The 12,229-nt window shown below is 68.4% G+C and carries 11 protein-coding genes; 4 read left to right on the forward strand and 7 right to left on the reverse strand.

Annotation, left to right across the window (positions count from 1 at the left end; translation table 11 throughout):
- Window positions 1-160 precede the first annotated feature (160 nt).
- From ilvD to glyA, 4 genes are all read left to right on the forward strand, one after another.
- On the forward strand, window positions 161-2,017 hold the full coding sequence (gene ilvD, locus E5K04_RS05075; RefSeq protein WP_136551804.1) for a dihydroxy-acid dehydratase: 1,857 nt from the start codon (window positions 161-163) through the stop codon (window positions 2,015-2,017).
- A 90-nt stretch (window positions 2,018-2,107) separates the two neighbouring features.
- Window positions 2,108-2,878 (forward strand): ABC transporter substrate-binding protein, encoded by a 771-nt coding sequence (locus E5K04_RS05080; RefSeq protein ID WP_205700298.1) that lies wholly within the window; start codon window positions 2,108-2,110, stop codon window positions 2,876-2,878.
- Window positions 2,879-3,266: 388 nt separating this feature from the next.
- Complete coding sequence (locus E5K04_RS05085) at window positions 3,267-4,367, forward strand: hypothetical protein (protein WP_205700299.1); 1,101 nt, start codon at window positions 3,267-3,269, stop codon at window positions 4,365-4,367.
- An 83-nt stretch (window positions 4,368-4,450) separates the two neighbouring features.
- Window positions 4,451-5,704, forward strand: a complete 1,254-nt coding sequence (gene glyA, locus E5K04_RS05090; protein WP_136551806.1) for a serine hydroxymethyltransferase — start codon at window positions 4,451-4,453, stop codon at window positions 5,702-5,704.
- Window positions 5,705-5,774: 70 nt separating this feature from the next.
- On the opposite strand, the gene E5K04_RS05095 is transcribed toward glyA, so the two are convergent.
- Genes E5K04_RS05095 through E5K04_RS05125 form a run of 7 tightly spaced genes read right to left on the reverse strand, consistent with a single transcriptional unit; the run spans window position 5,775 to window position 12,102 of the window.
- A complete protein-coding gene (locus E5K04_RS05095) occupies window positions 5,775-7,163 on the reverse strand; it encodes a diguanylate cyclase (protein WP_136551807.1) in 1,389 nt (462 codons plus the stop codon).
- A 38-nt stretch (window positions 7,164-7,201) separates the two neighbouring features.
- Window positions 7,202-7,564 carry a roadblock/LC7 domain-containing protein gene (locus E5K04_RS05100; protein ID WP_136551808.1) on the reverse strand — a complete coding sequence of 121 codons (363 nt, stop codon included), beginning with the start codon at window positions 7,562-7,564 and terminating at the stop codon, window positions 7,202-7,204.
- 25 nt (window positions 7,565-7,589) lie between these two features.
- Window positions 7,590-8,225, reverse strand: a complete 636-nt coding sequence (locus E5K04_RS05105; protein ID WP_136551809.1) for a roadblock/LC7 domain-containing protein — start codon at window positions 8,223-8,225, stop codon at window positions 7,590-7,592.
- 1 nt (window position 8,226) lies between these two features.
- Complete coding sequence (locus tag E5K04_RS05110; RefSeq protein ID WP_136551810.1) at window positions 8,227-8,769, reverse strand: GTP-binding protein; 543 nt, start codon at window positions 8,767-8,769, stop codon at window positions 8,227-8,229.
- A 14-nt stretch (window positions 8,770-8,783) separates the two neighbouring features.
- On the reverse strand, window positions 8,784-9,908 hold the full coding sequence (locus E5K04_RS05115) for a hypothetical protein (RefSeq protein ID WP_136551811.1): 1,125 nt from the start codon (window positions 9,906-9,908) through the stop codon (window positions 8,784-8,786).
- A 3-nt stretch (window positions 9,909-9,911) separates the two neighbouring features.
- Window positions 9,912-11,315 (reverse strand): hypothetical protein, encoded by a 1,404-nt coding sequence (locus E5K04_RS05120; RefSeq protein ID WP_136551812.1) that lies wholly within the window; start codon window positions 11,313-11,315, stop codon window positions 9,912-9,914.
- 1 nt (window position 11,316) lies between these two features.
- Window positions 11,317-12,102, reverse strand: a complete 786-nt coding sequence (locus E5K04_RS05125; protein ID WP_136551813.1) for an oxygen-binding di-iron domain-containing protein — start codon at window positions 12,100-12,102, stop codon at window positions 11,317-11,319.
- Window positions 12,103-12,229 lie beyond the last annotated feature (127 nt).

Consider the following 12,229-nt stretch of genomic DNA (forward strand, 5'->3'; position numbering starts at 1 on the left):
CTGTGCGAATGCGGTAAAAGGAATGATGAAGAAATTATACGGAAAAGCGCCACTTGCCGCGTGCGAAAGCGGTGCGGGGCAAGGCTGCTTGCCGGCCGGCGGCACAAGACGCCGCGCGTGGCGCGCCGACAGCAAACCGCAAGAAAACCAAGGATAGACCATGCCGCAATACCGCTCCCGCACCACGACGGCCGGCCGCAACATGGCCGGCGCCCGCGCGCTGTGGCGCGCCACCGGGATGAAGGACGAAGACTTCGAAAAGCCCATCATCGCCATCGCCAACTCGTTCACCCAGTTCGTGCCGGGCCATGTGCACCTGCACAATATGGGCCAGCTGGTCGCCCGCGAGATCGAGAAGGCCGGCGGGGTGGCCAAGGAATTCAACACCATCGCCGTCGACGACGGCATCGCGATGGGGCACGGCGGCATGCTGTACAGCTTGCCCAGCCGCGACCTGATCGCCGACTCGGTCGAGTACATGGTCAACGCGCACTGCGCGGACGCGCTGGTATGCATCTCCAACTGCGACAAGATCACCCCGGGCATGCTGATGGCCGCGCTGCGCCTGAACATCCCGGTGGTGTTCGTCTCCGGCGGCCCGATGGAAGCGGGCAAGGTCAACTGGAACGGGCAGACGCGCAAGCTCGACCTGGTCGACGCGATGGTCGAGGCGGCCGACAGCCGCGTATCGGACGATGACGTCGCCGCGATCGAGCGCTCGGCGTGTCCGACCTGCGGCAGTTGCTCGGGCATGTTCACCGCCAACTCGATGAACTGCCTGACCGAGGCGCTCGGCCTGTCGCTGCCGGGCAACGGCTCGCTGGTCGCGACACACGCCGACCGCAAGGAGTTGTTCCTCAGGGCCGGCCGCCTGATCGTCGATTTGGCGCGCCGCCATTACGAAGGCGACGACATGAACGTGCTGCCGCGCGCGATCGCGAGCAAGCGCGCGTTCGAGAACGCGATGAGCCTGGACGTGGCGATGGGCGGCTCGACCAATACCGTGCTGCACCTGCTGGCCGCGGCGAACGAGGCGGGGGTCGACTTCAGGATGGCCGACATCGACCGCATCTCGCGTTCGGTGCCTTGCCTGGCCAAGGTCGCGCCTGCGACGCAGAAGTACCATATGGAAGACGTGCACCGCGCGGGCGGCGTGATGGGCATCCTGGGCGAGCTTGACCGCGCCGGCGTGCTCGATACCTCGGTGCCGACCGTGCACAGCGAGACGCTCGCCGCGGCGCTGGGCCAGTGGGACGTGGCGCGCCAGGGGCCGGACAGCGAGGCTGCGCGTTTTTACCGCGCGGCGCCGGGCGGGGTGCCGACCACCATCGCGTTCAGCCAGAGCATGCGTTACCCGGAACTCGACCTTGACCGCGCCGACGGCTGCATCCGCGACAAGGCCGGTGCCTACTCGCAGGACGGCGGCCTGGCCGTGCTGTTCGGCAATATCGCCGAGCGCGGCTGCATCGTGAAGACCGCCGGCGTCGACGAGTCCATCCTCAAATTTGACGGGCGCGCCCGCGTGTTCGAGAGTCAGGATGACGCGGTCGCCGCCATCCTCGCCGACAGCATCGTCGAAGGCGACGTGGTGGTGATCCGCTACGAGGGGCCGAAAGGCGGGCCGGGCATGCAGGAGATGCTGTACCCGACTTCCTACCTGAAGTCCAAAGGCCTAGGCAAGGCGTGCGCGCTGTTGACCGACGGCCGTTTCTCCGGCGGCACTTCGGGCTTGTCGATCGGCCACGTCTCGCCGGAGGCGGCCGAAGGCGGCGCGATCGCGCTGGTTGAAGAGGGTGACCCGATCCGGATCGACATCCCCGCGCGCAGCATCGAGCTGGCCGTCGACGCCGAGGTACTGATGGCGCGCCGCCGCGCGATGGAGGCTCGCGGCGAGGCGGCGTGGAAGCCGGTGTCGCGCGAACGCGCGGTGTCGGCAGCGCTGCGCGCTTACGCGGCGATGACCACCAGCGCCGACACCGGCGCGGTGCGCGACGTCGACCAGCTTACGCGCCGCTAGGCAAAGCCGGCGCTTGTGCGATAATCGGCAACAGGCCGTCCCGTGCGGGGCGGCCTTTTTCATGGATTGCATTTGAAGGATGGGGTAGGGGTGGCAGTAGGTAGTAAGGTGGCGGGACGCCGCGGGTTTCTGGTCGGGTTGGGCGTGCTGGCTTTGTCCGCCTGCAAGGAAGGGGCAGTCAGCACGCTGTTCGGGCGCGACCGCGCGTCGCCCTTGCGGGTCGGCATCAACGCCGAGTACCCACCGTTCGAGTCGCTGGACGCGGCCGGGCAGCCGGTCGGCTTCGACATCGACCTGACGCGCCAGCTCGCCGCGCGCATGGGGCGCGAGGTCGAGTTCGTCAACCTGCCGTGGCGGCGCCTGCTGCAGTCCCTGTCGCAGGGCCGGCTGGAGATGGTGGTCTCGGCGATCGCGGTCACGCCCATCCGCCAGCGCAACTTTCTGTTGTCCACGCCTTACTACAGCGAGCGGCAGGCACTGCTGCGCCCGGCCGCGCTCGCCGCGCAACCGGTGCAGCAGCTCGCGCGCATCGGCGTGCTCGAGGAGAGTACGGCCGAGGGGCATCTGGCCAGACTGGGGGTGGCCAGGCGCCATATTGTCGATTTACCGGACGCCGTGGCCATGGAGCGCGCTTACCGCGCGGGCGAGGTCGACGCGCTGTTCGGCGACGAGCATCTGCTCCTCGCGCTGCAGAAGAACGTATCGGGTGAACTGGGGCTGGATGCCGCCTTCGGGCTCGACACGTACGCGGTGGTGCTGGCCAAGGGCGAGGATGCGCTGCTGTTGGAGGTGAATGCCGCGCTGCAGGCGCTGCGCGAGGACGGGACGCTCGCGCACCTGACCGCGCTGCTGGAGGGGTAGGGCGCCGAAGCAGGACTTGGATGTTCATAAATGTTCGTTTTGGCGGGGAAGAAGGCCGGAACGAACATCGAAGAGGGGGTCGGCACTGCCGGCCCTTTTTTTGCGCGGGCGGCGGGCAAAAAAAATGCGCGGGATTTATCGGCCCGCGCCAAGTCTACAAAGGAGAAATAGAGGAGAAACTATCAAGAAACATTGCTGCGTCTCAACGAAATCGGATTATCCGGATCGGACACTCGCTTGTCAACGGTGATTTTTTCGGAAAGCGTCAAAAATTGTCATGTTTGTTCGTTTTGTGTTTCAGGTGTTTGAAAGCGAACGGCTGGCGGCCGTGTGCAGCCCGCGCGAACTATGACAAAATATCCTCTTTACATTGCCGTTTGACGACACGATGCCAGCCTTCGCCCCAGAGTTGCCCGACCCGCGCCAGAAACCGCAGGCGCTCGAATCCAACCGGCTGATCCATACCGCCGAGTCCGTGCTCAGGGCGGCCAGCGCGGACGATGCCGCGCTGTGGCGGGAGGACCTGTGCGCGCAGATCGGTGCGCTGGCCGAACGCGCCGACATGCTGATGCTGTCGGTCGCGCTGGCGATGGCGCCGTCGCAGGCGGTGTACCGAACGCTGTGGCAGGCGCTGTGCGAGGTGACTTCGCGCGCGCCGGGCCGCCATGTCCTCGTGTTCGCGCTGCCGGTGGTGCTGGTCGCGGGCGCTGGTGGTAAGGCCGCCTTGCCCGCCGCGCTGGCCGACGAGGCGGGGCTGAACGCCTTGCTGCGCGAGCACGGCGTGTTCACGCCGGGCGCCGAGGCCTTCGTGTCGGGCGCGCTGGTGCATCCGGATGACTTGAGCGCGCTGTCCGCGCCGGTGCTCTACAAGACCGCGCGCGAGGCGGCGACCGCGCTGTCCGTGTTGCCCGGGCTTGCCGGGCGCGGCATCGAAATCGACCGCGACGGCGTGTTCCTGCGCTACCTCGTCGGCGCGACCGTGCAGGAAGAAGGGCGCCCGGCGCCGGTGCGCCTGGGCGGCGAGGTCAGTAGCTGGGGCCTGCCGATGATGAAGTTCCTCGGCGGCCAGTTGAAGGCCGAAGGGGTGACCCTGTTCCCGATCGCCCGCCCGCCGCTGCCGGTACTGCCGGCGATGGTAGAAGGCGGCAAGGTGCGCCAGTCGGTCGCGTTACAGGTGTTCGCCAGCAGCCAGATCCGCCGGCTGCGCGACGCGCAGGCGCGCCCCGTCGCGGTGCTCGCCGCGCACGAAGGCGGCGAAATCAGGCTGACCATCGCCAGCGAAGGCGGCGAGGGCGCGCACGAGGGCTTCGTGTGGTCGCTCTCCCCGCTGGACGGGGTGGCCGAGGTCGAGCGCATGGCGTGCGAGCTGCTGGCCGAGTGCCAGGTCGACGATGTGCGGGTGGTGCCTGCCGTGCAGCCCGCGACGCTGGGCGATGGCCGCGCGTTTCTCGCGCCGGCCGACGTGACGCCGGCGGCGCGGCTGCACTGAACGCACTGCCGCTTGCCATGCGCATGGCGCAAATGATGTAGAATCCGTGCATTCCGCACACCCCCAACTGGAAAGAGTCGAAGATGTTTGCTGCTGACGAGACGATTGCCAAGTTCGACCCCGAACTGGACGCTGCGATCAAGGCCGAGTGCCAGCGCCAGGAAGACCATATCGAGCTGATCGCTTCCGAAAACTACGTGAGCCACGCGGTGATGGAAGCGCAGGGTTCCCAGCTGACCAACAAGTACGCCGAAGGCTACCCGGGCAAGCGCTTTTACGGTGGTTGCGAGCATGTCGACGTCGTCGAGCAACTGGCGATCGACCGCATCAAGCAGCTGTTTGGCGCCGAGTACGCCAACGTGCAGCCGCATTCGGGCAGCCAGGCCAACCAGGCCGTCTACTTCTCCATCCTCAAGCCAGGTGACACCGTGATGGGGATGAACCTCGGCCACGGCGGCCACCTGACCCACGGCAGCCCGGCCAACCTGTCCGGCAAGATGTTCAACATCGTCGCGTACGGCCTCAACGAGAACGAAGAGATCGACTACGACGACATGGAACGCGTGGCGATGGAGAAGCGTCCGAAGCTGATCATCGGCGGCGCCTCCGCCTTCGCGCTGCGCTTCGACTTCGAGCGCATGGGGCAGATCGCCAAGAAGTGCGGCGCCTACTTCATGGTCGACATGGCGCACTACGCGGGCCTGATCGCCGCCGGCGTCTACCCGAACCCGGTGCCGCACGCCGACTTCGTGACCTCGACCACCCACAAGACGCTGCGCGGCCCGCGCGGCGGCATCATCCTGGCCCGTGCCGAGTACGAGAAGTCGCTCAACTCCTCGGTGTTCCCGACCCTGCAGGGCGGCCCGCTGATGCACGTGATCGCCGCCAAGGCCGTCGCGTTCAAGGAAGCGCTCGAGCCGGAATTCAAGGACTACCAGCAGCAGGTGCTGAAGAACGCCCAGGCGATGGCCAAGCGCCTGTCCGAGCGCGGCCTGCGCATCGTCTCCGGCCGCACCGAGAGCCATGTGTTCCTGGTCGACCTGCGCGGCAAGGGCCTGACCGGCAAGGCGGCCGACGCCGCGCTGGGTAAGGCGCACATCACCGTCAACAAGAACTCGATCCCGAACGACCCGGAGAGCCCGTTCATCACCTCCGGCATCCGTATCGGTTCGCCGGCGATCACCACCCGCGGCTTCAAGGAAGCCGAGGCGGTGCTGGTGGCCGACATGATCGCCGACGTGCTGGACGCGCCGGAAGACGCGGCCGTGCTCGCCCGCGTGGCCGCCGAGGCGACCGCGCTGTGCCACCGCTTCCCGGTCTACGTGAAGCAGGGCTGAGTCCAGCCGCTGCATCCGTAAAAAACGCCACGGCTTGCCGTGGCGTTTTTTCTTTGCGGCGTCGCCGCGCTCAGGCCATCGCGCCGGCGTCGACGACGCGGTTACGCCCGCCGCGCTTGGCGCGGTAGAGCGCGTCGTCGGCGCGGCCGATCAGGTACTGGTAGTCCGGATGGCCGTCGTGCAGCGCGACGCCGATGCTGACGCTCACCCGGATTTCCAGGCCGTTGGTCACGGTGAACGCCTGCGCCTCGAAGCGGCCGCGCAAGGTCTCGGCGATGCGCATCAGGTCATCGTGGCCCAGTTCGACGAGGACGACCAGGACCTCTTCGCCGCCGTAGCGGAACACGAAGTCGCCGGCGCGCACGCAGGCCGTGATCAACTGGGCGGCCTGCTGCAGCACGCGGTCGCCGCCTTCGTGGCCGTGCGTGTCGTTGATGGCCTTGAAGTGGTCGAGGTCGATCAGCAGCACGCCGAACTGCTGCTGGCTGCGCTGGTGCAGCTGGATTTCCCGGCTGAGCACCGCCGGCAGGAAGCGGCGGTTGAGCAGCCGGGTCAGCGCGTCGCGCCCGTTCTCGACCTCGACGTGGCGGTCGAACAGCGTGCCCAGCAGGAAGTGGATCTCGTCCAGCGTTTCCTGCAGTTCGCGCGATCGCAGGCGGCGCTGGCCCGCGTCGGCGGCCTGCTGCAGGCGGGGCAGCACGATGCTGTCGACCCGTTCGAGTTGCGCTTCGATCTGCTCGAGCTCGTCCGAGCGCTCGAAGATCACCTCGGCCTTGTGGGAAAGCCACATGCCGAACTCGCTGCGGCCAAGCGAAGGCAGCGGGGCGCTGGCGTCGTGCAGGTGCAGCGAGAACAGCACGTTCTGGCTCCAGTCCAGCAGCGACGCGCGCTGCCGTTCGCGCTCGAGCGACAGGTTCTGCCCCAGTGCGTAGTGGCGGTACGCCTCCTCGGTGCGGGTCTGCCGTGCGGTGCTGCGCGTGTACGCGGCGTTCATCAGTTCCATCGCCAGGTCGATGGTCTCGCACACGTAGGCGTGCGCGCGGGTCAGCGCCTGGCGCGGCAGGTCCTGCGCGGCGAGCAGGCGGTACAGCTGCTGGCGCAACTGGCGCGCGCCGCGGGTCATCAGGTGGACCGGCAGGTGGATCCTCGCGTGCACTTCGCCCACGTGGCGCTGGTGCGCGATCGCCGCGTCGATGTCCGCCTCGCCGTCGCAGCGGAACAGTTCGACCAGCCAGTGCTGCATCGAGTGGCGCAGCCGGGTGTTGACCGTGTCGTGGTCGAGGAACTGGCGGCCCTCGTCGGTCGCGAGCATGTGCCGGTAGAAGTGGTCGGCGAGCGCCGCGCGGTGCGTCTCGGCCAGCGCGCGGATGAGCGCGCGCAAAGGCGGCGGGGTCTCCCCGATCAGGCGCAGCCATTCCTCTCGGGTGTAATGCGGGTTTGTAGGCACGTCCTGCTGCATGGGGCGCTTCCGTTGTCCTTGTCTGGTGGGGGAGCGGCTTACAGGATTTCGGCGACGCTCTTCGCCGCGCGGCGCGCGTCGAGGAAGATCAGGCCAAGCTTGGCCTCCTTGCGGGCGATCACGGTCAGCACCGCGTCACGGCCGGCGTGGCTCATCAGGATGTAGCCTTCCTGGCCCTTGATCATCACCTGTTCGAGTTCGCCGCGCGCAAGTTCGCGCGCGGTGCGCTCGCCCAGCGACAGCATCGCCGCCGCCATCGCGCCGACGCGGTCTTCGTCGACGTCCTGCGGCAGCAGCGCGGCCATGGTCAAGCCGTCGGACGAGATGATCGCGGAGGCCTCGATGTCGGCGCTGGCGCCGTTGAGGTCGCTGAGGATCGATTTGAGCATTTGTTCGCGCATGGGGGTTCTCCGTGAAAGCTTGAGGTCAGGCGTAGCGGCGGCACAGCGCCTCGATCAGGTCGACGAGGCGTGGCGAGGTCAGTCGGGGGGCGCCGCCGATCACCAGCATGAAGGGCTGCTCGCCGATCAAAAGCGGGTGAAAGCCCAGCTCGGCGTCGCCGCCGGGCGAAGTGAGCGCCCAGGCCTGGCTCGCCAGTTGCAGGTTGTTGTGCAGCAGGCGGCTGTGGCGGCGGGTCAGCGTGATCAGGTCGCCGCACAGCGCCGAGAGTTCTTCCGCGGTCTCGTGGGCAAAGCCCGCGTTCGCGTAGCAAAGGCCGTTGTCGTCGGCGAGCAGCGCGCGCCCGTTCGCCGAGAGCTGCGCGAGCCACGGCGGCAGCAGGGCTTCCAGCCTTGCTTCGACGGGAGTGGGTGGTCCCTCCAGTGCCTCGACGAATTCGAGCTTCTGCAGGCGGTAAAGCCGCTCGAGCAGCGTTTCCGGCGCCTCATCCGGGTACCAGGCGGCGAGCGTCGCGCCGTCCAGCGGCACGCGTGCGCCGTCGCGCAGGATATGCATCATCAGGTCGCGGCCGGGGTCGCGGTGCGGGGTGGTCGTCGCGTAGTACGCGCCGCCCGGCGTCGCCCGCGCGTAGTAGGGGCCGCACAGCTGGTAAGTCGTATTCATCTCATCCCTCCAGGCCCGGGTCGATCGAGAACAGCAGCGCCATCAGGAGCTGGCGCACGTCGTCGCCATCGCGCGGGTCGATTTCGAGGATCGGCGGGCGCAGGCCGAACTTCTCCATCAGGTTCGCGTAGTCCTCGGCGCTCGGTTGCGCGGACAGGTCGGTCTTGGTCACGCCGATCACCAGCGGCGCGTCGTTCAGCAGCGCCTTGAACGCGGTCAGGAAAAACTGCAGGTCGGCGCTCGGGTTGGGGCGGGTATTGTCGACCAGCACGATCAGCCCGAGCGCGCCCTGGCTGACGATTTCCCACATGAAGTCGAAGCGCTCCTGGCCAGGGGTGCCGTACAGGTGCACGCGCACCCCGCCTTCCAGCGAAAGCCGGCCGTAGTCGAGGGCGACGGTGGTCTCGGCCTTGCGCGCGAGCGTCATGTCGCTCGCGCGCGCGTCGGTCTTGACCGGCGCGATCTCGCTGATGCTGCCGATCGCGGTGGTCTTGCCGGCGCCGACCGGGCCGGTAAAGATGATCTTGTTGTCCTGTTGACGCATCGGTCTTCCTGATTCTATTGGCCGCGCAGGCGCGCGAGCAGGCGGGAGAGCAGGCCGCGCGGCGCCGCGGCTGCCGGCGCAGGTGCGACTTGCGCGGCCGCCGTGGCCGTCTGCGGCGAGGCGCGGCGGGTGTCGATCAGGCCGATCGCGTGGCAGGCCGCGATGAAGTTGCACAGGTCGGCGACTTCGACGCCCAGCATGCGCAGTGCCATGCGCGGACTGGCCGGCGTGCGCGTCCAGAACGCGGCCATCCGCATCGCGTCCGGCAAGGGCGCGAGCCGGGTCAGGTTCGGCCAGTGGCGCAGGCGGATCAGGCTGTCGGCGCCGACGCCTTCCGGCATGCGGCCACGCGCGCTCTTGAGCGCGAGCTGCCACAGCACCGACTGGGCGGTGGGCGCGTCGACCGGCGGGTGTTCGTGCGCACCCTGCAGCGCGCGCAGCTTGATCGCCGGCGTGGGGGCTGCGCACAGGCGCGCCAGCGTGTCCGGCGCCACGCAGCATACGCAGCGCTCTTCGGCGGGATAGAGGCGGAGCACTTCCTGCGCGTCGACGAAGACGGCGGCGGCCCGCCTTTGCCGGTACAGCGAGGTGAGCACCCCGTACAGCCCCGCGGTCGGGTCGAAGGATTCGACCCTGTCCGGCCATTCCCTGGCCGGTCTCACCTGTTGCGCGCGTTCGATCGCGCTGCGGGTGAGGCCGGCGTCGCTGGCCGCCGGCGCTTGGGGGGCGGGCCTGGTGGCGGGCGGCGGTACGGGCGGCAGCACCGCCGCCGGCTCGGCTGCGCGGGGCGGCATGGCCGGTACGGCCGGCTTGGTGAGCAGTTGCTGCAGCGCGGGGAACAGCGTCTCGACGCGGATGGGCTTGGCGAGCAAAGGCGCCGGCGCGTCCGGCTGGGGGTACGCGCTGACCACGAGCGCGGGCAGCGCCGGGTGTGCGCCGCGCAATTCGTCCCACACCTGCCAGCCTTGCGGGTTGTCGACGTCGACGATGGCGAGTGCAGGGGTGTCGCCGGCAGCTTCGGCCAGCTGGTAGCGGATGGCCTGGTGCATCCTGAAGGCCATGCGCAGCACGGCGAGCTTGCGCTCGTCCATGCCCAGCGGCAGGACCGTGACAGCTTGGGTCTGGGGTGGGGTCATCATGTCTCAGGCCACCTCGTCCATGGGGTGCAGGCGCCTTGCGCAGGCGCCAAGCAAGGCCTTTGCTTCCGCGGGGGCGCCGACAGCCTGCCCCGCCAGCGCGTGCTGCAGGGCAGCGAGCCGTGAAGGCTCGCCCATCCGTTCGTAGAGTTCTAACAGCGGCGGGTAGAGCGCGAGCTCGTGCGGGGTGCGTAGGATTGCGGCTTCGAGCAGCGCGAGCGCCTCGTCGAGCTGGCCGAAGCTCAGGTAACTGTCCGCTTCGGCGAGCAGGTCCTGGCTTTGCGCGCTGGCGGCATTGTCCGGCGTGTCGCGGCTGACCAGCCACCTGTCTGCCTTGGCGGCAGGGCGCTGCGCGCAAAAACCGTAACGGCGGCCGATCGCCTCGAGCTCGGCCCGTCCCCGGGCCTCGGCGAGCGCGGCGAACGCCGGGTGGTGGCCCAGCGCGAGGCCGTAGTGCAGCAGCTTGTCGCGCAGGGCCGCGCCGTTGTCGCCGAGCGCGGCAAAGAACTGCCACAGGGTGCGGGCGTAGGCGTCGACATTGCGCTGCAGGTAGTGCGCCTGCATCAGGTCGATCAGCAAGGACGGCTTGTCCGGTTGCGCCCGCAGCGCTTCGCGCAGCGCGGGCAGGGCGTTTTCGGCGTCCTCGGCCGCGAGGAACAGGCGGATGCGGCGCGTTGCCGGCATGAACAGGCGCACCACGCGCGTCTCGTCGGCGCTGAGCGCGCCAAGGCTGGCGTCGTTCGCGGCGATCAGCCGTGCCGACTCGCCCTGCGGCAACGGGACGGCGCTCGCGTGCGTCGCCGCCTGGCGCGCCGGCGCCCCGGTTATTGCCTGCGCGGGCGGCAGGGCGGGCGTGGCCGGTGCGAAGGCGGCGGGGCCCAGCCCCAGCCGCTCGTCGGCGAGCACGTGCAGCCCGAGGTGGTTGCGCGACAGCCTGAGCCCGCTGCGGATCGCGGCTTCCAGTTCGGCCTTGTCCAGCTGCCTTCTTTGCAGGATGTCGCAGTACTCGTCCGGCAGGCGCAGTTCCAGGTAGAGCCGGCAGAGCGTGGCGAGCGTTTCCTCGTCGCCGCCTGCCTCGCCGATATGGGCGCGCAGCACTTCGGCCGCCCGTTCGAGGTAGCCGAAGGACATGTAGATCTGCGCCTCGGTCTTCGGGTCGACCGCGTCGACGTCGATCGCCGTGGCGTCGCTCCCCTCGAGTGCTGTCGCGTCCGTTTCCCCCGGCTCTGCGAGGGGCGCGGGCATAGGCATCATGGCGGCGGCGTGCGTTGTCGCGGCGCTTTCAGCGCGGCTGGCCGTGGCCTGCGGCAGTGAAAGCGGCCGGCGGGCCAGCCGTCGCCGGTACAGGTACCAGGCCAGCACGAGGCAGGGCAGCAGCGCGAGTGGCGCCAGTTCGAGCGGGGAGGCCATCTTAGGACGCCGCCCGGCCGGACGGCGGCGGGTAGTCGGCTTCGCCGACCAGGTCGGTGCCGCATTCCAGCGTCTCGAACCAGTCGAGGAAGCGGCCGACCATTGCCTTGCCCCGGAAGGAGCTGCCGTGCTGGGGCACGATCCACTCGACGTCCATCCGGCGCACCATCTGCGCCCACAGCCGGCACGCCTTGTTGTTGCTCATGTAGCGGCGGTGGAACGCGAGCATGTGCGCGTCGTGCAGGTGGCGGTCGAAGTCGGTGACGGGGGCGGCGGCGGCGCCGCCGCTGACCAGCGACGCGCCGATGTCACCGGAAAACAGGATCTTGCTGACCGGGTCGTAGACCTGGAAGAAACCGACCGTGTGCAGGTAGTGCGCGGGGACGATCTCGAGCGGGCTGCCGCCCAGTTCGATCTGCATGCCGCGCGGCGGGATCGCGATCAGGCGTCCCTCGGTCGCGCCCTTCACGCAGAAGTGGGGCAAAAAGCGCGTCCACTCCTGCGCGATGATGATCTGAGCGTCGGTGATCAGCAGCCAGCCGTTGGCCGACGCGATAATGTCGGGGTCCTGGTGTGACGCGAAGATGTAGCGGGTGTGCGAGGGCAGGAAGAAATCCGCCATCTCGGCGATCAGGTGCTTGTAGGTCAGGTTGCCACCCGGGTCGAGCAGCATGCCCTCGCCGTTGTGGATGATGGCGAACTGGTTGGCCTGGATGCCCTCTCCCTGGACCAGCTCGGTAAAGCCGATGCACTTGTGGGTGCCGTCGTCGTACAGGGTGACTGCCATGCTTGCATTCCCGGATTGGTTGGATCCGGCAATCATTACCCATTGAGCATTACCCGTTATTGATATTTATCAATCGAGATCTATCCATTTGGGGTTTTTCTGGCGCAATGCACAACGCCCGCGCGGC

The organism is Crenobacter intestini (assembly GCF_004919095.1).
Classification (GTDB): domain Bacteria; phylum Pseudomonadota; class Gammaproteobacteria; order Burkholderiales; family Chromobacteriaceae; genus Craterilacuibacter; species Craterilacuibacter intestini.

Coding starts and splice junctions, on each gene's coding strand:
- E5K04_RS05115 (WP_136551811.1), bottom strand. CDS start 9,908: ATGATGACCCCACCCCAGACCCAAGCTGTCACGGTCCTGCCGCTGGGC.
- E5K04_RS05095 (WP_136551807.1), bottom strand. CDS start 7,163: ATGCAGCAGGACGTGCCTACAAACCCGCATTACACCCGAGAGGAATGG.
- E5K04_RS05105 (WP_136551809.1), bottom strand. CDS start 8,225: ATGAATACGACTTACCAGCTGTGCGGCCCCTACTACGCGCGGGCGACG.
- E5K04_RS05125 (WP_136551813.1), bottom strand. CDS start 12,102: ATGGCAGTCACCCTGTACGACGACGGCACCCACAAGTGCATCGGCTTT.
- E5K04_RS05085 (WP_205700299.1), top strand. CDS start 3,267: ATGCCAGCCTTCGCCCCAGAGTTGCCCGACCCGCGCCAGAAACCGCAG.
- glyA (WP_136551806.1), top strand. CDS start 4,451: ATGTTTGCTGCTGACGAGACGATTGCCAAGTTCGACCCCGAACTGGAC.
- E5K04_RS05120 (WP_136551812.1), bottom strand. CDS start 11,315: ATGGCCTCCCCGCTCGAACTGGCGCCACTCGCGCTGCTGCCCTGCCTC.
- E5K04_RS05100 (WP_136551808.1), bottom strand. CDS start 7,564: ATGCGCGAACAAATGCTCAAATCGATCCTCAGCGACCTCAACGGCGCC.
- E5K04_RS05110 (WP_136551810.1), bottom strand. CDS start 8,769: ATGCGTCAACAGGACAACAAGATCATCTTTACCGGCCCGGTCGGCGCC.
- ilvD (WP_136551804.1), top strand. CDS start 161: ATGCCGCAATACCGCTCCCGCACCACGACGGCCGGCCGCAACATGGCC.